This window comes from Pseudothermotoga lettingae TMO (assembly GCF_000017865.1).
Taxonomy (GTDB): Bacteria; Thermotogota; Thermotogae; order Thermotogales; family DSM-5069; genus Pseudothermotoga_B; species Pseudothermotoga_B elfii.
In genome coordinates this window covers 300,593-321,793 of record NC_009828.1, presented here as the reverse complement: position 1 = coordinate 321,793, position 21,201 = coordinate 300,593, and the positions used below count along the sequence as shown (strand labels likewise).

General features: G+C 39.4%; 22 protein-coding genes. 6 read left to right on the top strand and 16 right to left on the bottom strand.

Annotation, left to right across the window (positions count from 1 at the left end; genetic code table 11):
- Nucleotides 1-3: 3 nt before the first annotated feature.
- The 3 genes from TLET_RS01560 to TLET_RS01550 form a co-directional block, all read right to left on the bottom strand.
- Entirely contained in the window at nucleotides 4-1,071 is a 1,068-nt protein-coding gene (locus tag TLET_RS01560; protein ID WP_012002354.1) for a glucose-1-phosphate thymidylyltransferase, read from the bottom strand.
- A 12-nt stretch (nucleotides 1,072-1,083) separates the two neighbouring features.
- Nucleotides 1,084-2,346, bottom strand: a complete 1,263-nt coding sequence (locus tag TLET_RS01555; RefSeq protein WP_012002353.1) for a hypothetical protein — start codon at nucleotides 2,344-2,346, stop codon at nucleotides 1,084-1,086.
- A 119-nt stretch (nucleotides 2,347-2,465) separates the two neighbouring features.
- Nucleotides 2,466-3,680, bottom strand: a complete 1,215-nt coding sequence (locus TLET_RS01550) for an S-layer homology domain-containing protein (RefSeq protein WP_012002352.1) — start codon at nucleotides 3,678-3,680, stop codon at nucleotides 2,466-2,468.
- 140 nt (nucleotides 3,681-3,820) lie between these two features.
- Here TLET_RS01550 and TLET_RS01545 point away from each other — a divergent pair, with 140 nt between their 5' ends.
- Together TLET_RS01545 and TLET_RS01540 are read left to right on the top strand one after the other, a co-directional pair.
- On the top strand, nucleotides 3,821-4,471 hold the full coding sequence (locus TLET_RS01545) for a cytochrome c biogenesis CcdA family protein (protein WP_012002351.1): 651 nt from the start codon (nucleotides 3,821-3,823) through the stop codon (nucleotides 4,469-4,471).
- A 15-nt stretch (nucleotides 4,472-4,486) separates the two neighbouring features.
- On the top strand, nucleotides 4,487-5,152 hold the full coding sequence (locus tag TLET_RS01540) for a thioredoxin family protein (protein ID WP_012002350.1): 666 nt from the start codon (nucleotides 4,487-4,489) through the stop codon (nucleotides 5,150-5,152).
- Between the two features lie 8 nt (nucleotides 5,153-5,160).
- Here the strand turns inward: TLET_RS01540 and TLET_RS01535 are convergent, their stop codons facing one another.
- Nucleotides 5,161-5,874, bottom strand: a complete 714-nt coding sequence (locus tag TLET_RS01535; protein WP_012002349.1) for a hypothetical protein — start codon at nucleotides 5,872-5,874, stop codon at nucleotides 5,161-5,163.
- Between the two features lie 68 nt (nucleotides 5,875-5,942).
- On the opposite strand from TLET_RS01535, the gene aspC reads away from it, so the two are divergent.
- The 4 genes from aspC to TLET_RS01515 are packed head-to-tail and all read left to right on the top strand — an operon-like array spanning nucleotide 5,943 to nucleotide 11,043.
- Nucleotides 5,943-7,082: an aspartate aminotransferase gene (gene aspC, locus TLET_RS01530; RefSeq protein ID WP_012002348.1), complete on the top strand. Its 1,140-nt coding sequence runs from the start codon at nucleotides 5,943-5,945 to the stop codon at nucleotides 7,080-7,082.
- Between the two features lie 5 nt (nucleotides 7,083-7,087).
- Nucleotides 7,088-8,815 (top strand): ABC transporter ATP-binding protein, encoded by a 1,728-nt coding sequence (locus TLET_RS01525; protein WP_012002347.1) that lies wholly within the window; start codon nucleotides 7,088-7,090, stop codon nucleotides 8,813-8,815.
- Nucleotides 8,808-10,382: a hypothetical protein gene (locus TLET_RS01520; protein ID WP_012002346.1), complete on the top strand. Its 1,575-nt coding sequence runs from the start codon at nucleotides 8,808-8,810 to the stop codon at nucleotides 10,380-10,382. The genes TLET_RS01525 and TLET_RS01520 overlap by 8 nt, the downstream gene beginning before the upstream one ends.
- Nucleotides 10,357-11,043: a tRNA1(Val) (adenine(37)-N6)-methyltransferase gene (locus TLET_RS01515; protein ID WP_012002345.1), complete on the top strand. Its 687-nt coding sequence runs from the start codon at nucleotides 10,357-10,359 to the stop codon at nucleotides 11,041-11,043. The genes TLET_RS01520 and TLET_RS01515 overlap by 26 nt, the downstream gene beginning before the upstream one ends.
- On the opposite strand, the gene ackA is transcribed toward TLET_RS01515, so the two are convergent.
- Genes ackA through TLET_RS01455 form a run of 12 tightly spaced genes read right to left on the bottom strand, consistent with a single transcriptional unit; the run spans nucleotide 11,030 to nucleotide 21,189 of the window.
- A complete protein-coding gene (ackA, locus tag TLET_RS01510; protein ID WP_012002344.1) occupies nucleotides 11,030-12,247 on the bottom strand; it encodes an acetate kinase in 1,218 nt (405 codons plus the stop codon). The genes TLET_RS01515 and ackA overlap by 14 nt on opposite strands.
- Before the next feature lie 13 nt (nucleotides 12,248-12,260).
- Nucleotides 12,261-13,280, bottom strand: a complete 1,020-nt coding sequence (gene dprA / locus TLET_RS01505) for a DNA-processing protein DprA (protein WP_012002343.1) — start codon at nucleotides 13,278-13,280, stop codon at nucleotides 12,261-12,263.
- Entirely contained in the window at nucleotides 13,267-13,554 is a 288-nt protein-coding gene (locus TLET_RS01500; RefSeq protein ID WP_012002342.1) for an RnfABCDGE type electron transport complex subunit B, read from the bottom strand. Before TLET_RS01500 ends, dprA begins: the two co-directional genes overlap by 14 nt.
- A gap of 10 nt (nucleotides 13,555-13,564) precedes the next feature.
- Nucleotides 13,565-14,140 (bottom strand): electron transport complex subunit RsxA, encoded by a 576-nt coding sequence (rsxA, locus tag TLET_RS01495; protein WP_012002341.1) that lies wholly within the window; start codon nucleotides 14,138-14,140, stop codon nucleotides 13,565-13,567.
- Complete coding sequence (gene rsxE, locus TLET_RS01490; RefSeq protein WP_012002340.1) at nucleotides 14,137-14,745, bottom strand: electron transport complex subunit RsxE; 609 nt, start codon at nucleotides 14,743-14,745, stop codon at nucleotides 14,137-14,139. The genes rsxA and rsxE overlap by 4 nt, the downstream gene beginning before the upstream one ends.
- On the bottom strand, nucleotides 14,742-15,413 hold the full coding sequence (locus TLET_RS01485; protein WP_012002339.1) for an RnfABCDGE type electron transport complex subunit G: 672 nt from the start codon (nucleotides 15,411-15,413) through the stop codon (nucleotides 14,742-14,744). Before TLET_RS01485 ends, rsxE begins: the two co-directional genes overlap by 4 nt.
- Nucleotides 15,410-16,384 (bottom strand): RnfABCDGE type electron transport complex subunit D, encoded by a 975-nt coding sequence (locus TLET_RS01480; protein ID WP_012002338.1) that lies wholly within the window; start codon nucleotides 16,382-16,384, stop codon nucleotides 15,410-15,412. The genes TLET_RS01485 and TLET_RS01480 overlap by 4 nt, the downstream gene beginning before the upstream one ends.
- Complete coding sequence (gene rsxC, locus TLET_RS01475) at nucleotides 16,381-17,694, bottom strand: electron transport complex subunit RsxC (RefSeq protein WP_012002337.1); 1,314 nt, start codon at nucleotides 17,692-17,694, stop codon at nucleotides 16,381-16,383. The genes TLET_RS01480 and rsxC overlap by 4 nt, the downstream gene beginning before the upstream one ends.
- Nucleotides 17,691-18,569 (bottom strand): radical SAM protein, encoded by an 879-nt coding sequence (locus TLET_RS01470; protein WP_309297887.1) that lies wholly within the window; start codon nucleotides 18,567-18,569, stop codon nucleotides 17,691-17,693. The genes rsxC and TLET_RS01470 overlap by 4 nt, the downstream gene beginning before the upstream one ends.
- Before the next feature lie 23 nt (nucleotides 18,570-18,592).
- Nucleotides 18,593-18,853 (bottom strand): hypothetical protein, encoded by a 261-nt coding sequence (locus TLET_RS01465; protein ID WP_144313060.1) that lies wholly within the window; start codon nucleotides 18,851-18,853, stop codon nucleotides 18,593-18,595.
- 23 nt (nucleotides 18,854-18,876) lie between these two features.
- Nucleotides 18,877-19,920, bottom strand: coding sequence for a DUF4899 domain-containing protein (locus TLET_RS01460; protein ID WP_012002334.1), 1,044 nt, complete (start codon nucleotides 19,918-19,920; stop codon nucleotides 18,877-18,879).
- Between the two features lie 6 nt (nucleotides 19,921-19,926).
- Nucleotides 19,927-21,189 carry a glucose-1-phosphate adenylyltransferase gene (locus TLET_RS01455; protein ID WP_012002333.1) on the bottom strand — a complete coding sequence of 421 codons (1,263 nt, stop codon included), beginning with the start codon at nucleotides 21,187-21,189 and terminating at the stop codon, nucleotides 19,927-19,929.
- Nucleotides 21,190-21,201 lie beyond the last annotated feature (12 nt).

Genomic DNA, 21,201 nt, shown 5'->3' with positions numbered 1-21,201 from the left:
TGACTAAAACTGAATTTGGCCAAGATCGCCAACTATCAAACGCATTGCTTTTGGTATCTTTCCATTCTGGAATACTCTAACTCCTTTACCAAGAATCGAAGAATCTATTCTTCCTGACAAGTTTGTTACGACGCTCTGATCCATCAAAATAGAATTTTCTATCTCGCAGCTTTCCAAAGTTACATTGTCACCAATGGCTGTGTAAGGACCAACATAGCTGTTAATTATCTTGCAATTTTCCCCTATCACAACAGGCCCACGAATAACAGATCCAACTACGATTGTTTTTTGTTTGATACTAACCCTACCTTGAATAACGCTATTTTCGTCGACTTTACCTTTACAACATTCTTCTTTTATATTATCAAGAATCTTTCTGTTGGCTTCAAGCAAATCCTCGGGCTTCCCAGTATCTTTCCACCATCCTTTTATGATATGTGCTTTAACAGAGTGTCCGTTCTGAATTAGGTAACCTATAGCATCTGTTATTTCAAGCTCTCCACGCCAAGATGGTTTGATATTTTCTATTGCTCTGAATACAGCTGGACGAAACATATAAACCCCAACAATTGCAAGATTGCTCGGTGGATTTTGTGGCTTTTCAACGACATATTTGACCTTATTTCCTTCAAGCACTGCTACTCCATAAGCACGGGGATCTGAAACTCGAGCAAGCAAAACAACGGCATCTGATTTCAATGTGTTAAATTCCTCTACAACAGATTTTATGTCTTCAAAAACTAAGTTGTCACCCAGGACCATCAAGAAAGGGTCTTCATCTATGAAATTCCTTGCCTGATAAACAGCATGAGCAATTCCTTTCGGTTGATCTTGAACTATGTATTCTATATTCAATTCAAGATCTTTTCCATCTTTCAATACTTCTTCGAACAGCATTTTATTCTCAGGGCTGACGACTATAGCTATTTCTCTTATGCCTGCATTTTTCATAAAATCCAGCGTGTAATATACTACGGGCCTGTTTGCAACTGGAATCAAATGTTTTGCAGTGGTATAAGTCAGAGGTCTCAACCGTGTTCCTTTACCCGCGCAAAGAACCAAACCCTTCACAATCCCACCTCCTCAATCATTTATATTTAGGGCTATAGAGAGATCGAATCCAACGAACGGATTGCCCCCGTAGAAACCGGCACTGAACCCTGTCTCGGCTTTTTCAACTCCCGGCAAAAGATTTTTGAATTGATATGCAATCCTCATCCTCAATGAAAACTCCGATTGCACATCCCCAGTAAGCCAGTAAGTGCCATAAGGAACGCTGCTCCATTTACCATGCCATGGTATATCTGGAGTTCTGTCGCCATATATCAATCCTTCGTATTCTGCACTGTAAGACCAGCTATCGCTTTCATATTCAAATTTTATAGTGCACGCAATATTGTTTTCTCCATGTTTGTAGCCGATCATATTTTTTTCTACGGGAAATTGCGAATCTTCAAAGTAAGTATATTCATAAGGATCATCAGTTGTCCTTTGAAAAGTAAATGCAGTGGCTCCGGCAACTTCAAATGTTAGCTTCACCGGACCACTTTTGCCAGTAAATCCAGCCAGAAAAGCTATTTTATCTGGATTCTGGTATGGTGAATCTGGCGCGAGAAATCTGTTCATATTTATATCATCGATTAGAATTTCACTATAAAATGAGTAATTTTCCCTGTAATACTTTATCCAGGCTCCCACCATAGAATTATCGTTTAATTCATAACTTGAGTATCCCCAGGGGGCGCTTAAATGCCAAAACTCTTGTATCCCCGGCACCGGTATTGGAACAAAAAAATAATATGGATCGAAAAATCTATCGAGATACAGGATAGAGTCTTCGTAAGCTATTTCAAATCCGTCAAAGGGTGTATACACGAGAGCCCTGTAATTAAAAGCCTTTACTGGTTTTATGTCTGTTTTTAAAACTCTTATCCCACCCCACAATGTTTCTACTCTGAATTTTCCAATCTCCGCAACGCTGTGAATTGAAGGATAAGAGAATCCATTTTCTGAAACAAACAGCTGGTATACCTGCCCTGGTCCGGCATGATTTTCTTTCACCCCCACTTCAAATGTGAAAACATTATTAGACCAGCTGAAAAAACCTTCATCCCAGTACCAATAATTATTCATGAGAACATCCGCGTACGGCGGTATCACAATATTGTCTCTTCTGAAACCACCACTCGCTGTAAAATACGTTCCCATAAAGGGAATCATAACAGAGTATTTGGTTGAATCTGTCGGCTGGTCAAAATCATACTCAAACCATCCATCAAATTTGAAAGTAAAACTCAAACAAAGACATGCCAATGACAAAAATAGGAAAACAAATTTCTCCCTCAAATACTTCTCCTCCCGCACGATAAATATACACCAAGATTTTATCAGCTTGTTTCATAAAACATACTGAATCACCAAAACAAAAGGGCCCGAAGGCCCTTTATGCTATATTCCCATATAAATCACTGCATACCTACCAATAAACCTATCAATCCCACAATTGCACCTGCTGCACCGGCAATAACACCTATCATGGCCATGTTATAAACTTCATCGTACTTTTTGGAAAACTGAACAGTTGAAGCTTCTATATCGCCCTGCCACGGCTTGCTATCCACAGTTTTCTTGAGAGAAGCAATGTTCTGCTCGTTCTGTGATACTTTCTGATTCAGAGAAACCACCTGACCAGCCACGGTACCAACATTTCCTTCAAGAACCGAAACCTTTTTAGCAGCCTGTGATGCATCAGCAACGTCCTTCTTCAATTTTTCCACGTCAGTTACAAGAGAGGCAAGTTGTCCTTCAACAAGAGAAAGTCTTGCATCAAGTTGATTTGCAGTTGTTGAAATAGCTTTCTTTAATGAATCAACATCTGTTGCAAGTTTTGTCTCAAGTGACGCTACTCTTGCCTCAAGATCTGTGAAGCTCTTTCTCAAAGTTGACAGAATCTGCAAATTGTTCTCTGCGGCGTCAACGCGTTTTGAAAGAGAAGTAAGGTCGGCTTTGATTGAATCATCAGAGCTCGCAAGCGCTTCAACCTTGCCAGATAGAGAGTTCACTTTACCTTCAATGGAAGCTACATTGGCGTTGATAGAATTAATTGAATCCTTCAGCTGGGCCATTACCTGAGATGAGATCTGGGATTGCAAATCAGAGATGGTTTTTTCGACAGATGAAACCTTGGCGGAAAGCTGATTATACATGGTCATCATCTTGTTCTCTGAAGCGGCAATCATTGTTGGCATATCCTTCTTGACCTGCGCAATTTCAACCACCGTTGTTTTCAAATTCGAAATCTCTGCCAGTACTGTTTGAAGGCTCTGGTCACTCGCCGATATTTGTTCACTGTTTTTCTGTACTTTTGTCAGAGTAGTACTTACAAGATCCTCGATGACAGAAATTCTTTTAATTGCATTTTGAAGATCTGCCGGCGAGACTGCTTTTTCAACCTGCTGTGTCAAATAATCCAGAAGTTTCTTGAGGGCCACGGCAACCTGATAGCGTGTCATAGGGTTATTCCCCTGATATGTGCCATCTGGCATTCCAGAAACGATCCCCAATTTGGAAAGCTCTGTTACAGCCTCATAAGCCCAGTGATTTACTGGAACATCTGAAAATGTCGTTGCATAGAGAAATGCTGATAAAAGTAGCAGAATCGCTAAGAAAACTTTTTTCATGAAAATCCACCTCCGTTTGACGTTTTCTTGTACTATCTTACCACAGTCACCATTTCTTAGACGTCCGATGGAACTATAGTGTTTTACCAAAAATCATGATATAATTTAGACAATTATAGTCTAATTTTGGGGGATTAAAGATGGGAATATCTGTCACTCAGGTTGATTTCATAACAGCTCTTACACATGGAATAATTTCTTTCTTCAGTCCGTGCGTGCTACCACTGATTCCCGCCTTTATAGCCCTGATACTTTCTGAAAAAGGTGTTAAAGCATTTGCAAGGATTGCTGGCTTTTTGTTAGGTTTATCTGCAACTTTTTCCCTCTTGGGAGCTTTATCGGGGTTGATTGGGTTTCTAACAAATCGAGAAATTACAAGATATATAGCCGGCAGTCTAATAATTTTGATGGCGATATTTTTTCTGATGCAAATTCAACTTGTGAAAATTAAATCGTTTAATTTTTACCGCTTCAAATCTGGTGGTTTTCTATCAGGTATTATCATAGGCATCGGAATAGGATTGGTGTGGATACCGTGTGCAAGTCCGGTGCTTGCCTCAATGTTAATCATAGCTTCGGCACAGGGAACAATGCTTAAAGGTTCTTTTTTACTGTTTATATACTCCTTAGGAATATCGATACCTTTTTTGACAATTGGTAGTGTGATCTCGAGGGTTTTCTCAAAAATCAGTTTTTCAACACCAAAATGGGAAAGATTTTTTAGATATCTTGCTTCTGCAATACTCGTTACAATCGGCCTTTTGATAGTCACGGGCAAAGCATTTATATAACAAAGAGGTGAGAGTATGCACATAAAAAAGGTTCTGGCAGTAATTTTCTTATTTTTAAGCGCAGTCGTTTTTGCAGACATTTTGATTTCTAATCTGGAGGTTGCTATCAATCTGGCAAAAATTGAACACAAAAAATTAGCTATTATCTTCACAACATCATCATGCCCTTATTGTGCCAAATTGAAAAACGAGACACTTACCGATGAAACTGTCAGAAGATTGATCTCAGCAAATTACGTGTTTGCCGAAGCAATGTTTGATTACAGCAGGAAGACCACTGCTTTTGGCAAAGAAATGACTTATTCAGAGCTGTTCACAAAATTTCAGGTTAACAGCGTGCCAATGATCTGGTTTTTTACTCAGCAAGCAACGCCAATAGCATATTTACCTGGTTATGTCGATGCGCAAATCTTTGCCAAGATACTCAGATATGTTTATCAGGATATAAAAGAGGATTTTCAACAATATATTGCAAAAAACGATGATTTTGCTGGCAATCCAATGATATTGGCTGTTAGTCCTGATGAAGCTGAGTATGTTCTGAAAAATGATCAAAACTCCATCTATATCGAAGATTTTCCAGGCGAAATAGATCTGTATAAGATCTACATTACTCCAGATAAAAATCTGGCTGAGAAGCTTGTTCAAAATGGCGTTTTTAGAGTTCTTCTGGTAAAATAAGCCGCAATTCACTGCGGCTTATTTTCCTGCCTTTTTTTCCCTCGAGAAAAATTGAAATACAATCCCGCCACAAATAAAACAGCTGTAATAACTATAAACACTGCGAGTGCGGCAGGTTTAGAGAACAGCTCTGATACTTTTTGCTTATCCTGTGTTGCAAAAAGATAGCTCCAACCAACAATTTCAACTGAAAGTGCGGCTGAGCCAGCCAGTAAACTCAAAACCGCCACTACCGAAGAACTTCTATTTGTAGCCAACAAGCCACCAATTATACCACATCCGGCTGAAACAGCTAAGAGAATCATAAACCAGTTTTCCTGAACAAATTGGTTCATATTTGCAAGCAATTCGAACCTTTTCACAACAAAATCGACAACATAATACACCATCCCCATAGTTGCCAGAAAACCAACCAGGAAAATAAATACTCTGAAAAGAACATACAAAACTATGGCACAAAGTACCGAAATGACAAAAAATGCGATATACTGATTTACCTCACTGGTACTTATCCACTGTCTAAACGCCTCAAACCTGTCAACAAGTACCGGAAAAAGCACAAATCCACCCAGCAAAAAACCAAAAAGGCTTACAGAGACCTTTTCCACATGTTTCGCCGCAAAGATTAAAAAGGCCGAGATTGGAATCACAATATACCATGTTTCGAGCATCAACAAAATGTAATCACTTGAATGAGCAAACAATTGTTCAAAATTTGGCATACAAAACCACCCGGGTAATATAATATCATTTGTGCGTGTATTCAATACAAAATCCAGGAGGTCTTATGATGAATCTGTCAAAAAATGTTTCTGCAATGCCTGTTTCGAAAACTCTCGAGATCAACGCGATAGCAAGCAACCTTAAGAAAAATGGGGTTGACGTGGTAAACCTGACAGCAGGTGAGCCAGATTTTCCTACACCCGAACCTATTGTAGAAGCTGCCATAGAAGCTATGAAAAAAAATCTAACCAAATATACCGATTCATCAGGTATTCCTGAACTCCGTGAAAAAATAGCATACCACATCTCAAAAAAATACTGCTTAAATTGCTCTGCCGATCAAATTGTTGTGAGCAATGGAGGAAAACAGGCCATTTTCAACACCCTCGCCGCAGTTCTGTCTGAAGGTGACGAGGTAATAATAATTGATCCATGCTGGGTAAGCTACGAACCAATGGTTTTGCTGCTTTCAGCCAAGGCTATCCATGTGAAAGCAAAAATTGAGGATGGTTTTTCTCCAAAAATCGACGAAATAGAGAAAGCCATAAGTTCAAAGACAAAGGCTATCATTATAAACACACCAAATAACCCCACGGGGGCTGTATATAGTGAAGAAACCCTGTCAAAAATATACGAGCTTGCAAAAAGACATGATCTGTTGATCATAAGCGACGAAGTTTATGAAACTCTGACTTATTATCAGGAGCATATTTCAATGCTAAAAATATCAAAAGGTGATAGAACGGTCCTCATAAACGGCTTTTCAAAATCTCACTCAATGACTGGATGGAGAATAGGTTATTTGATGGCCCCGGTGCAAATTGCAAAAGCTGCCGGGAAAGTTCAGGCTCATATTACCTCTAATATAAACACCATAACACAATACGCAGCCTTAAAGGCCTTCGATGTGGACGTTTCGTACATGCGAAAACGATTCAAAGAAAGAAGAGAGCTTGTGTGCAGCTTGCTTTCAGAGATTGGTGTAAAATACTTCGAGCCAAAAGGAGCTTTTTATGTCATGATCGATGTTTCGGAATTTGGTAAAAACGATATAGATTTCTGTAAGGAGCTTCTGAATGACTATCATGTTGCGCTTGTTCCGGGATCCGCTTTCAATGCACCCGGTTTTGCAAGGCTTTCTTTTGCAACCTCAGAGGAAACTTTGAAAAAAGGCATAGAAAGGATCAAGAAATTCGCAGGAAGGTGAAAAAAATGATAAAACAATTCTTAAGGAAGTACTGGTACAGATATGCACTCGGGATACTTGTGCTCATTTTTGTCGACCTTTTTCAGCTTTTCATTCCAAGAATAGTTGGTCAGGTTGTTGATCATTTGAAAACCCAGCCCAATCTCGATTATGTTTCAACAATGGTCGCCTGGATAGTGGGTATCGCAATCGGAATGGCCATTTTGAGATTTCTATGGAGGTTCTTCATCATAGGCACATCCAGAAGGTTTGAATATATGACGAGAAACTTTTTATTTGAAAAATTGTTATCTCTCTCCACAGGATATTTTGATCAAAATCGGAGTGGAGATTTGATGGCGAAACTTACCAACGATTTACAGGCAGTGCGAATGGCACTTGCACAAGGCGTTGTTCTATCTGTAGACGCCTCATTTATGGCTGTGATGACTATTCTTTTTATGGGGAGAGTTGTGAGCTGGCGTCTGACTTCACTGGCTTCAATCCCCTTACCGGCACTCGCGCTGATAGCTTTGTTTTTTGGAAAATTGATACATAAAAGATTTATGAGCGTTCAAAGGCAATACTCCTCATTAAGCGAGTGGACTGAAGAAACAATTTCTGGGGTGAGAATAGTAAAGAGTTTCGCAGCAAACGACAAAATCCACTACCTGTTTAACAAAAGATCATTTCAAAATTACGAAGCAGCGATGTCCCTTGCAAAAGTTGCATCTCTTTTTTTTCCGCTGATGATGTTGTTTGCTTCAATATCGCATGTTCTGGCACTTGGATTTGGCGGTCCAATGGTTATAAAAGGAGATGTAACCCTCGGCGAATTCATAGCGTTTAATTCCTACCTTGGTATGTTAACATGGCCCATGATGGCTCTTGGATGGGTATTAAATGTTATTCAGCGGGGAAGAGCTTCTTACAAAAGACTCATGGAAATAGTACAGGAAAAACCACAGGTGGAAGAACCAGAAGCCCCTGTTGAGATAAAAGAAATCAATACCGTGGAGTATAAAAATCTAACCTATAGATATCCCGGGACTGACAGATGGGTCCTCAAGAATGTGAGTTTTTCCTTCTCCAGAGGAGATATGATCGGTATAGTAGGCACAGTCGGAAGCGGTAAATCCACTATAGTGAAGCTCCTCGCCAAGCTTTACCCGGTTGAGCGTGGAAAGATATTCATAAACAGAGTTGATATAAACGATATATCTTCAGTTAATATAAGACAGTTAATAGCCTTTGTACCCCAGGAATCTTTTCTTTTTTCCGACAGTGTACTTAAAAACATTGCTTTTGCGCAAAAAGATATTGATTTCAAAAAAGCAGTCCATTATGCAGAATTGGCATCTGTTCATGACGAAATAGAGTCTTTCGATCATGGATACGATACAGTTGTTGGCGAGAGGGGAGTCACTTTATCTGGAGGGCAAAAGCAGAGAGTTACTATAGCCAGAGCACTCTATATGGAGAAAGATCTGATAGTTTTTGATGACTGCCTATCGGCAGTTGATCCCGAAACAGAGGAAAAAATTATAACGGCATTGAGGGAAAATTATCGAGAAAAGACGATGATTGTTATTACCCACAGACTGAAAGTACTTAAAGATGCAGACCTTATAATAGTGCTTGATGACGGAAAACTCATCGAAAAAGGAAGGCACGAAGAGCTCATGGCATTAAACGGCATGTATGCAAGAATGTTCAGAAAACAGATGATCGAGGAGGAACTCGAAAGTGAATAAATTCATTCTGATTTTTATCCTATTCTGTTCAGTGTTATTTGCAAAGGTAAATTATTATTTTGAAAACTCGCAGTTAATTATTAAGGGGCTGGAGATGTATGATCAGATAAAGGTAACTGTAAATGAGACGTCGTTCACAGTCAATTCAGGAGAAATCAAAATACCATGGCAAAAATATTTGAATATCCCCATTGAAATTTCACCTCTATCAGACACCACTAAAAAGATAGTGCTCAACATAGATGCCAGTAAAGATTTACCTCCAAAGATCGATTTTATTATATCTGGATACTACGTTACAGCCGATAGACTTTCTTTCCCCATAAAAATCTCTGATGACTGGGACGAACTCGATAAGTTGACCATGAGATTTTTCTTAGATGGCAATCAAACAGAGCTTGTCAAAGTTAAGGATGGTTTTCTTGAGATAGATAACTTTTTCATTCACTCTGGCGAACATGCTCTGAGGATAGTCTGCAAAGACAGCAATTCAAATGTTACCGACAAGACTTACAGATTTTTTGTTGTTCCCCACCTGCCTTCTCCACCAGCGGTGAATGGAAATAATATCATATCTTCTCGAACACATAGGGCGTACTGGATAGAAAACGGTGAGCTGTATTTCGAAGATTCTAAATCAAATTCTCTCAAAAAGGACATGGCGTTTATATGCGATGTGGATGGTGCCGGTAATGAAAGTTTTCCATCTTTACTCTATCAGACAAAAATTAACAATCAGATATCTCCAGGAAATATAATCACTTTAAATAGCGGAATACTCGCTAACGGCGAATACACTGTGTTCGGCAAAATAGTGATTCCTTCAGGCGAAACAGTTTTAATAAAATCAGGTGGTGTACTCAGAATTCCTGCAGGCTGTGAGATTGCCATCAAAGGTAACCTGATTGCAGAATCAGGTTCGAAGATCCTCGGACAGGGAAAACTGATAATAACAGATGAAGGTAAATTGATACTCAACAATTCAAAAATAGAAGTTCAAATAGTTATTTCGGGTGCGAGCATGTTCTGGGGATCAAATCTTGATCTTTCCAGGTCTTATCTGGAAGTTAATCGATCGCTGGCTATATCACTGAAAAATGTTAAGGCAAAGCAAATAACTTTCACGAATGTCAGAAAACTCTGGATAAACTCATGCGAAATATCCCAACTTACCTTGAAACATATATCTTCTTTCCTGATCAACGATTCTAAAATAAATCGTATTAACGTTAGTGATTTCTCAAAAGGAAAGATTTACTCAACATCTTTCTACTCTGAGGACACCGCACTTTCTTTGGAAAATTTCTCTTTTGTTCAAATGATAGACAGCTGGTTATCAGCGAAAAAATGCGTTCAGATCCAGGACTATTCTGTAATGCGTGTCAGGAGCACTCAATTCAATGCGGACACTGGAGTTGTTCTGTCAGGATATTCCATATTCGACAGCTTTGCCTGTATGATATCTGCCTCAATTGCTATTCAATTGAGAGATTCCAGAGCAACACTTTTGAAAACAGAGTTGCTTGGAGAGGTAGTTAAAATTGGAAAATCTGAATTTCGAAAATAGATTTGATCCAGATATTTTAAACTCTATCTTTTCGCCCAGTAGCAGTGATTTTTATAGAATCACACATGCAACAACTCTTTTAGCCTGGTATTCAAAACCAAAAAAAGATCAGCGAAAGGTTATAGAACTTGGCTGTGCCACCGGTGTTGTGTGCGCCTACATAGCCTCAAAGTACAATCGTTATGTGGTAGGCATAGATAAAGACCCTGATTTGATTCATCTTGCTCAGCGAACTATTCAGATGAACAATCTATACGGAAAAGTCGATTTAGTTAATATTTCCTGCAAAGATGTTTCAAAGTTCTTTGCTGCAGAATCTTTTGACATGGTTATATCCAATCCTCCTCACCACATAACAGGTGTACCGAGCCCTAACGAGAAGAGGAGACAAACAAGAACAGCTGATTTTGAAACTGTGAGGGAATTTGTAGAGGCAGCAGCATATCTTTTAAAAAACAGAGGTGAATTTGTGTTCGTGCTGTCACCCACTCACCTGATTTTCTGGATAAATGAGTTTTTGAGAAAAAAAATGCAACCCAAAAAAATTTTGCCTGTCTATGGATCTTCCAGAAGAGATGCTGTACTCATATTGATGCGTGGAACAAAAAACGGGGGTATCGGATTTTCACTCGAACCCCCGATTATTCTCAAAAGAGTTTAAGTTCTTTGATCCCACTTTCAACAATTTGTTTCGTATCTCTTGCTATCACCAATTCTTCGTTTGTTGGAACAATCAGAATTGCGACTCTGGAATCTGGCGTGCTGACAATCCTTTCAACGCCTTTCATGTTATTGAGATTTCTGTCAATCTTGACTCCAAGAAACCCGAGATAATCACATACTTTTTCTCTAACGTATGGGGAATTCTCACCAACACCTGCTGTAAAAACTATCGCATCGACACCATTCATTGCGGCCGTATAAGCACCTATATATTTTGCAATTCTGTATATATATATTTCAAGTGCAAGTTGCGCCATTTCGTTTCCTGATTCTGCAGCATCTTCAATATCTCTCATATCGGAACTCAGTTTGCTTAAACCAAGTACGCCACTTTTTTTGTTCAAAATATTGTAAACTTCCTCCACGGGTATACTTAGATTTTGCTGCATATAAATAACTATCGCCGGATCTATGTCGCCTGATCTGGTCCCCATAACAAGGCCCTCAAGAGGAGTAAAGCCCATAGACGTGTCTATCGATTTACCATGTCTTATAGCGGCAATCGAAGCACCGTTACCCAGATGGCATGTTATAACTTTAAAGTCATAGTAATCCCGTCCGAGTATTTCTGCTGCCCTTTTTGAGACGTATCTGTGGCTTGTGCCGTGAAAACCATATCTCCTGATCCTGTATTTTTCATAAAATTCATATGGCAAAGGATAGAGGAAGGCTTTTCTGGGCATTGATTGATGAAAAGCTGTATCGAAAACGCCAACATTTGGAACCTGAGGCAACAATTTTTGAACAGCCTTTATACCCATTATATTTGGAGGATTATGCAAAGGTGCAAGGTGAATATTCTCTTCCAGCACCTTCATAACTTCCTCATCAATTAAAATCGAACTTGCAAATCTCTCTGCACCATGCACTACCCGATGACCAACAGCAGAGATTTCCGATAGATCGCGGATAACACCTATCTCTCGATCAAGTAACGTTTCCAGAATAAGTTTCAAAGCTTCTTCATGATCTTTCATGGGTTTTTCAATCACATGTTTATCTTCGTTGACTTTGTGAACAAGCCTGCTTCCCTCGATACCAACTCTCTCAGCCAGACCTTTGCACAAAACTTTTTCACCTTTCATGTCAATAAACTGATACTTCACAGATGAACTGCCACAATTGACCACAAGTATTTTCACAAGCATTCCCTCCTCAAACTCTATTGTAATGACCCGACTGGGTCTTACTTATCATACCCCGCAGTTCATATTCAGTAAGTTTTGATAATACTTCCGATAAATCCATTTTCAATCTTTCAGCCACCTCCTCGGCAAGCAAAGGACCGCTGTCAAATAAAGATATAAAATTATCTGAAAGTTCTTCTTTCTTAAATTCAACCCCATAATATTCAAAAATTTGATCGACGTGGGTCAATGGTGTTGCACCCATCTTTATCAACCAGTTGCAACCTTCGCTTGTCTTTCTGTCTATGTCACCAGGAACAGAAAAAACATCTCTTCCTATTTCTGCTGCTATTTTTGCAGTAATTAAAGCGCCACTGTTGAGCGGTGCTTCCACAACTACTGTGGCTCTGCATAACCCGGCTATTATTCTATTTCTTGCCGGAAAATTTTGCTTCGCCGCTTTAGTACCCAGCGGATACTCGCTTACCAGACATCCATTTTTTAAAATAACTTCATATATATCTTTATTTGAAACGGGATAACATACATCCACACCTGTACCCAGAACTGCTACAGTTTTCCCGCCGACATTAAGGGCCGTTGAATGTGCCGAGCTGTCTATACCAAAAGCCATCCCACTCACTGTAACGAATCCTGCCCTGCTTAAATCAGTAACCATTTTTTTCGTGACATCGATTCCATAACCTGTCGCTTTCCTTGTGCCAACAACTGCCACAGTTCTGCTATCTTTCAAAAATTGGATATTTCCCAAGCAAAATAATACAGCAGGTGGAGAATGAGTCCATTTCAAAAGCTCCGGATAATCTTCACTCCAGAAATCTACCAATTTAACATTGAAGTTTTCTATCTTTTTTAACTGTTGCTGAATAAACCCTTCGTCATAGTGCGCCTTGAACCTTTCGTTGCCCTGGAAAAAATCTGATTTCAAGATTTCTGACACAGAATTGTAAGTTTCTTTGATTTTCTGTATTTCCTCTATCGAAAATTTTCCAAAATATGAAAGTGCAAAAATTTCAATTGGGTGCATTTTTCTCCATTATCTCCCTGATTTTTTCTGAAACCCCGGATGGCCTTCCAGGTATACACATATCAAAAGTGGCTTTACCAGCCACAACAGCTTTCGCGTATGCTTCGCATCCAGCATAGCCACAGGCGCCACAATTGGCTCCTGGCAAAATTTGTTTTATCATCTCCACCCTCGGATCCTCTTTGACCTCAAATTTTTTTGCCGAGTAGGCAAGAAAGGTTCCAAATGCCAATCCAAGGACAGCCATAAGTAATGTTGAATAAACAATAACCATCTTAACCACCTCACATTTTTATCAGGCCCTGAAATCCCATAAATGCCATAGAGATTATGGACGCCAATATCAAAGCTATTGGTAGACCTTCAAACGATTTTGGTAAGTCATACAGATCAAGTCTTTCTCTTATACCGGCGAAAATCACTAAGGCAAGTAAAAATCCAAGCCCAGCCCCGAGCGCATGAAACACAGATTCCAAAAGTGTGTAGTTTGTCTGGGCGTTCAAAATTGCAACACCAAGGATAATACAGTTCGTTGTGATCAAAGGTAGATAAATACCTAAAGCTTCATAAAGAGAGGGGCTATTTTTCTTGAGAAAAAACTCAACAAACTGGACAAATGTCGCTATCACCAGAATGAAGGTCACTGTCTGAAGAAACTGCAATTGCAATGCTATAAGCAGTTTGTTGATAATCCACGTTATAACCGAAGACATAACAAGTACAAATGTAGCAGCAAACCCCATTCCAACAGCTGTGTCCATTTTTTTTGAAACACCAAGAAATGGACAGATACCGAGAAATCTTATAAAAACGTAGTTGTTAACCAAAAGTGCGGAAAACAATATTAGAAAAATTCTCATTTCTTTTCACCTCTCTGTTTCTTTTTTAAACCAATGAAAGCAAAAAGAGCTGCAAGTAATCCAAGAGTCATATAAGCCCCAGGCGGAAGTATCATCACGAAAACGTTGAAAGCCTTCCCCCAGATATTAATTCCGAAAATCGTGCCATTCCCGAAAAGTTCTCGGATACTGCCAAGTAAAACTAAGGAACCTGTGAATCCCAAGCCAACTCCAAGTCCATCAAGAAAGGATGTCCAGACACCGTTTTTGGAAGCAAACGCCTCAGCTCGTCCCATTATTATACAGTTGACTACTATAAGAGGAATAAATAGTCCCAGAGTTTTCCACAGATCATAGGTAAAGGCATGCATCACAAGATCTATCATAGTAACAAAAGTCGCTATCACGGTTATGAAAATTGGTATTCTCAGGTTTTTTGGAACATTTTTCCTTATCAGGGATATAACAATATTAGACATAGTTAAAACACTTGTTGCTGCTATTCCCATCCCCAGACCATTCATCGCGCTTGTCGTAACTGCAAGAGTCGGGCACATTCCAAGTACCTGAACGTATGTGGGATTTTCTTTAAAAAATCCTTTTGTGAATTCTTTAATTGCACTCATTGTTTCACCCCCGATTTCAAATAGGAGAGCATTGCATTGATGGCGTTTGCAACTGCTCTTGGAGTAATTGTGGCTCCTGTCATTACATCACTCACTTTTGCGATGCCTTTCTGCCTGGCTTCTTCAACCGAAAGTCCCGTCATATTCGCATCTTTATCTACGCGAACTGAATTTTCAAGCGCTGAAGGTTCCATTGGATAAAATCGCTTCTGTATTTCTTCCTCTCCTATCCTTGCTCCCAATCCCGGGGTTTCCTGGGAAAAGTCTGTCACCCGTATTGAAAAAAGCATTAATCCCTCCTGTTTCTCAACAAAGCTTGCTACAATTGTTACTGACCCGCCATAACCTATAGCAGAACCGCTCAGAACATAAACAGTGCCTAATTCTGATTCAAATTTATAAACCGGCGAATAGACTTTCCCATTTGAGTCCTCATAGATCACATTAGAAACTGGTCCAGACCTTGAGATTTGCCTTTTAACCTCTTCTATTGGTACTATATATTGACCATTCTCATCTTTCAACACTTTTTCTATCGCGTTTATTTTCTGCTGAAGTTCTGTAAGAGATATCCTGTCTTTTGTCAATGTGTAAACTAAACCGAGCGCCAGACCAGCTACTGCACAATAAATAAGCAGAACCACTCCCATTTTCAAATACTCTTTCATGATTTCACCTCGCCAAAAACTCTTGGTTTGAAAGCTCTGTCTATTAGAGGGGTTACTGCATTCATAAGCAATATTGCAAGAGAAACGCCCTCAGGATAACCGGCAAAATACCTTATCACCATAGTAGTGATACCACAGCCCAAGCCGAATATTGCCTGACCTCTTAAAGTCATAGGGCTTGTTACCATATCGGTGGCCATGAAAAGGGCACCAAGAAAAAGTCCTCCGGTGAGAATATGAAACAGAGGAGAGCCAAATTTTTCTGGATTCACGAAATACATCACACTTGCAAAAAGAAAAACAGTTCCTATATAAGAAGCTGGTATAACAGGATTCACTCTACCACGATACCATAAATAGAGAAACCCTATTATTAAAAGTAACGTACTCGTTTCTCCGATACAGCCTCCAATGTTTCCCAAAAACAAATCTGTATAACTAAAAGCGCTAATTGCCTTTGAGAAACCCTGCTGTTTTAAGATTCCAAGCGGTGTAGCTGAACTTATTGCATCCCACGGTGTTGTTGAAAAAAATTGTACCGGGTTGATCCACCTCGTCATCAGGGTTGGAAAAGAAATCAAAAGAAATACCCTTCCAACCAGTGCCGGATTGAAAATGTTCTGTCCTATTCCACCAAAAGCCTGTTTTGCAACAGATATTGCTACAAGTATTCCAATCAAAAGCAACCACCATGGAGCCGTCGGAGGTAAATTCATCGCCAAGAGAAGCCCTGTAACAGCTGCACTTAAGTCCGGCATAAAGTCTTTCTGCTTTCTCAAAACTCTGACTATAAACCATTCAACAAGCTCAGCGACAACTGCCCCAATAGCACAAAGAAACAGAGCATACCAGCCGAAAAAAATAGCCGCTCCGATAACAGCTGGCAAAAGCGCTATCAGGACGTCTATCATAATTTTTCTGACAGAATCGTTACTTCTTATATGAGGTGCATCTTTGACAAGCAATTTCATTTCCTACCACCTCTCAAAGCCTGATAAACTTTCTTGGCAAGTTTTATTGCACGAACATGATCTATCTTTGAAGGACAAATATATGCACATGCTCCACATTCAATGCAACTCATCAACCCTTCAGAAACAGCTTCATCATATTTCCTCTTATTTGAAAGAAGATACAGCAAATAAGGTTGTAATCCCATCGGGCAAGCAACAACACATTTAGTACATCTGATACAGTTTTTCTGCACAGGCTGCTTTTCTTTTAAAAGCACTGTTATTCCACTTGTACCTTTTAATATCGGAATATCAAGCCTGTTAATGGCTATGCCAGTCATGGGGCCACCAAGAATAACTCGCTCTGCTTCCTCTTTTAAACCACCGGCAAGCTCAATCAGCTGGTTTACTGTTGTACCTATCCTGGCAATTACATTCGCTGGTTTGTTAATACCTTCTCCACTAACCGTTAATCCTCTTTCTACGAGAGGTTTTCTATCAACAACCGCATGTTTTATAGCAATGACGGTTTGAACATTCTGAACAACCACCCCAACATCCATTGGTAAACCACCGACAGGTACCTTTCTTCCAGTTATTGCGTATATGAGCTGTTTTTCTGCTCCTTGAGGGTATTTAGTTTTCAAAAGCTTCACTTCTATTTCCTCAGAACCAACAATGCTTTTCAAATGTTTATATGCGTCCAGCTTGTTTGATTCAACCCCCACGAAGGATTTTTGAACTTGTAATATTTTCATAACAATTCTTATCCCCTCAATGAAATCTTCTGCCTTCTCCAGCATCAATCTATGGTCAATGGTCAGATACGGTTCACATTCAGCTGCGTTGATTATAAGCGTATCTATTTTCTTATCTTTCGGGGGATTCAGCTTCACGTGAGTTGGAAACATTGCGCCACCAAGTCCAACTATGCCCGCTTTTTTAACAACTTCTAAAAGTTCTTCTCTTGACAATTTTTCCCAATCTTTGTGATCCAAATATTCCCAGTCATCCTCTGAAGTTCTCTCTATGACGACTGCTTCCATTGGTTTACCCTGTAACGGGTGGTAAACTTTATCTATTTTCTTTACAATGCCTGTAACAGGTGAATGCACATAACCAGAAATGAATCCAGCTGGTTCGCCTATTACCTGTCCGGTTCTGACATGTTGGTTTTCTTCCACAACACATTTTGCCGGTGCACCAGCATGATTTGCCAAAAACACATATGCAATCTTTGGTGGATCGAGCCGAATAATCTGTGATTCTCTTGCAAGCTCTTTTTTCTCCGGTGGATGAATACCTCCTCTAAAAGTTAATAATTTCACCACTTCACCTCCCGCGACAAATCCATGCTCAGAAGTAGTTTCTCTGAGTGTACGTTATAGAGTGATTTACCAGGACGGTCGTTATAATAAGGCCTCGAGCAACCCGGACAACCACTTGTTAGAAAAGCTTTTATTGCATCGTCTGGAATACATCTGAAACGAATTATTCCCTGATCCAGAAACACGAGCTCTTTTCTACCGGTAAATATAAGATAACGAGCAATTTGTATTCTCCTGTATCTTTCAATCGGCGGACGCTCAAGATCCTGCAATGGTGTACCATTCAGTGGTGTAAAAGCAAACAGACCAACCTCAACACCAAGCTCATAAAAGTGAATCATAATTTTGAGAAGATCAGAATCATTCTCACCCAACCCAACAATGATGTGTGTTGATATTTTTTTCGGAAACAACTTTGCGGATCTTTCAATGAGACTCAACGTGAATTTGAAGTTTCCACCTCGTATTTTTGAAAATAGCTTTTCATTAACAACATCAACAGCTATGCCAATTCTGTCAACCCCAAGGTTGAAATAATCCTCTATTTCTTTGATATTTTCAGCTCGAACCGATATTGATACCTTTTTCCCTAAAGGAACTATATCTTTCAAAAGCAACCTGAGATCATCCTGATAACCTTTGTAAGAAACTGTTTGAATACATATTCTTTCAAAGTCACTGTGCGAAATTTTTTCAATAAGAACATCTTTATCAATCAAGGGCCATGTGACACGACTCAAAAATCTTTGAGGGGAGATAGAGGAAATGGCATGACTACAATACAAGCAGTTGAATCTACATTTACCATCGAGCATCAGGTATGCAGTTTTCAAATCAGGTGGAAACATGCTTTTGCTGATATTCAACTTAGACAACGTGCCGACCGATGCCCTCAATATCAACCATCATCATCTCCGATCTGATAAACGTAGATCTTTGTAGATGATTCTAAGATTATCTTATCACTCAGAACATTTATCTGAAAACCATTGGAAGTTTCTGGAATCTCACTGTTTGTTACAATTCTCACAAATATATTCATGGCTGTCCGATTCGCTAAATCCATTTCGAAAGCCCTTTTTATTAAAAAACGTTGATGAGAAATAGTGGAAAAAGCAATCACCATGACAATCGCTATTAAAAGCAGGCCTATCACCATATCAAGGACTAAAAACCCGTATCTCATAATGTGAAAAAGTACGAAACAATCAAGATTATTCCCAAGACCATCAAGGTCATCAGAAAGGCTATTAGGAAATCACTTCCGTGAGATTTCATATCAGATCTAATTCCAGCTAATTTTACACTTTGATTCTGGTTCTGCTGCTCTGGCTTCTCTGATACCATCTGAGAAAGTTTGTCGTTCCATTCTTGTTGTGATTTTGTGATCTTTTCTTCAAATCTCTGGACTTCAGACATTATCTTTATAGACTTAGGTATTAAACCCCTTCCGAGCAAACCTTCACCCATATCAACTTTTATCAGGTAATATTCCTCTTTTTTACCTCTTATGAGTTCTTTGCCAACAAGTATACCGGGCAGCGGGATTACATTTCCTTGCTGCGAAAAATGCTTGGGGTAAAGTAATTTGAGCTTTTCCAGATTCTCTGAATTTCTTACATTGAGGATTACGAAAAAAATAGGATCTCCAACATCAAATTCCGCAAGAACTTTACCTCTTATAGGGTCAACCAGTGGAAAAATCTCAGCAAGATCTGCTATATCTGGCCTCTTCAGTACATCAACCAAACCCTCGCTATCGAAATCCTGCCACAATTGCATAAAATTCTCTGCGGATATTTCTTGGTAGCTGACCTGTTTGAATTCAACTGTAATCTCTATCTTTGGGGCCCATTCTTTGAGAATCTCCGAAACGATATACTGCACGAGATCTACATCGCTGTCTTTAACAGCAGCACTCAGCTCTGCCCCAAAGAGCTGCCCACCTTTTCGAGAGATATATCCTTTAATGTAACTCAAAAATTCGTTCGAAAGATCTACACTTTCTGGAATCTGCGATGATAACTTTGACTTGAGATCGTTAAACCCTTTTATAAAAGCAGCATAATCATCTGAGAGATCTAACCTCAGAAAATTTGAATACCTGCTTGGAACAATTAGCAGATCATATTCGGGAGGCTCATTAACTTTCCCGAAGAAAAAACCTATCCCTTCTTCTGCCGTGATACGGCTTTTCAATCGATACTTAACAAAGTAAAAATCCAAACTCCTTCACTCCTTATGAAGTATATAATCCCCCGATTCTACTTTCTGAGTTTTGAAATCACCTTTTTCTACCCCGACGCCAACGACACAATTTTTACCGATTACTGAACCTGATGGTATAACCGAATACATCCCAATAACAGTGATTTGCCCGGTATAAACATCGCTATCTAACTTGTTTTTTGCATCATCACCCTCACCAATAATTACTCTATTTTCCACAATAACTCGTTCAGCTATTACAGCGTCTGTGATAACGCAATTTTCTCCTATCTTTGTTGATGTCATGACAACACTGTTCTTTACCACTGCATTTTCACCAATGTAAACTCCCTGAAAGATCACACTGTTTTCGACAAAACCGTATATCTCGCATCCTTCACTGATTATAGAATTAACTATTTTCGACGTTGGGGCACAGTACGCAGGTGGCATTTCTTCTGTTTGTGTAAAGAATCGCCAATGTCGATCGTAGAGATTCAAAGGAGGAATAGGCCTTGTGAGCTCCAGGTTACTTTCCCAATAAGATCTAACTGTTCCGACATCTCTCCAGTAACCATTGAATTTGAAAGCGTATATCTGGCATCCTTCATTTATCATCAAAGGGATAATATCATGGCCAAAATCGTGCGTACTTTCATTGTTTTGCTCGTCTCTAATAAGATACTCTTTCAAAAACTTCCAATTGAAAACATATATGCCAAGAGATGCAAGATTCGATCTTGCCCTTTGCGGTTTTTCTTCAAAATCTACTATTCTTGAATCAAGATCTGTCATCATGATGCCAAATCTATTCGTTTCCTCAGGAGGTACCTCTATGCAAGCAATAGTACCTTCAGCACCTTTCAATATATGAAAATCTATTATATCGTTGTAATCCATCGCATACACATGATCACCAGAAAGGATGAGCACAAAATCGGGATCAGCAGAATCAACATATTCTATATTTTGATAAACCGCGTTGGCAGTTCCTCTGTACCAGCCTGCTACACCACCAAGATAAGGGGGAAGTATTGTCACTCCACCTTTTTTCCTATCCAGATCCCATGGACGACCAATATTTATATGATTGTTGAGCAGATGCGGCCTATACTGAGTCAAAACTCCCACATGGTATATTCCAGAATTCACGCAGTTGCTAAGAGTGAAATCAATAAGTCTGTATTTTCCACCAAAAGGTACAGCGGGCTTGGCTATTTTCTCAGTCAGAACCCCTAATCTTTTCCCATGGCCGCCAGCCAAAATGAGAGCGAGAACTTTCCTCATTTTAACCACCTC

Excerpts from the sequence above, each read along its gene's own strand:
- aspC (WP_012002348.1), top strand. The coding sequence starts at position 5,943 with ATGAATCTGTCAAAAAATGTTTCTGCAATGCCTGTTTCGAAAACTCTC.
- rsxA (WP_012002341.1), bottom strand. The coding sequence starts at position 14,140 with ATGAGAATTTTTCTAATATTGTTTTCCGCACTTTTGGTTAACAACTAC.
- TLET_RS01525 (WP_012002347.1), top strand. The coding sequence starts at position 7,088 with ATGATAAAACAATTCTTAAGGAAGTACTGGTACAGATATGCACTCGGG.
- dprA (WP_012002343.1), bottom strand. The coding sequence starts at position 13,280 with ATGCACCCAATTGAAATTTTTGCACTTTCATATTTTGGAAAATTTTCG.
- rsxE (WP_012002340.1), bottom strand. The coding sequence starts at position 14,745 with ATGAGTGCAATTAAAGAATTCACAAAAGGATTTTTTAAAGAAAATCCC.
- TLET_RS01540 (WP_012002350.1), top strand. The coding sequence starts at position 4,487 with ATGCACATAAAAAAGGTTCTGGCAGTAATTTTCTTATTTTTAAGCGCA.
- TLET_RS01455 (WP_012002333.1), bottom strand. The coding sequence starts at position 21,189 with ATGAGGAAAGTTCTCGCTCTCATTTTGGCTGGCGGCCATGGGAAAAGA.
- TLET_RS01545 (WP_012002351.1), top strand. The coding sequence starts at position 3,821 with ATGGGAATATCTGTCACTCAGGTTGATTTCATAACAGCTCTTACACAT.
- TLET_RS01500 (WP_012002342.1), bottom strand. The coding sequence starts at position 13,554 with ATGGTTATTGTTTATTCAACATTACTTATGGCTGTCCTTGGATTGGCA.
- TLET_RS01485 (WP_012002339.1), bottom strand. The coding sequence starts at position 15,413 with ATGAAAGAGTATTTGAAAATGGGAGTGGTTCTGCTTATTTATTGTGCA.
- TLET_RS01465 (WP_144313060.1), bottom strand. The coding sequence starts at position 18,853 with ATGGTGATAGGCCTGCTTTTAATAGCGATTGTCATGGTGATTGCTTTT.
- TLET_RS01535 (WP_012002349.1), bottom strand. The coding sequence starts at position 5,874 with ATGCCAAATTTTGAACAATTGTTTGCTCATTCAAGTGATTACATTTTG.
- TLET_RS01550 (WP_012002352.1), bottom strand. The coding sequence starts at position 3,680 with ATGAAAAAAGTTTTCTTAGCGATTCTGCTACTTTTATCAGCATTTCTC.
- TLET_RS01480 (WP_012002338.1), bottom strand. The coding sequence starts at position 16,384 with ATGAAATTGCTTGTCAAAGATGCACCTCATATAAGAAGTAACGATTCT.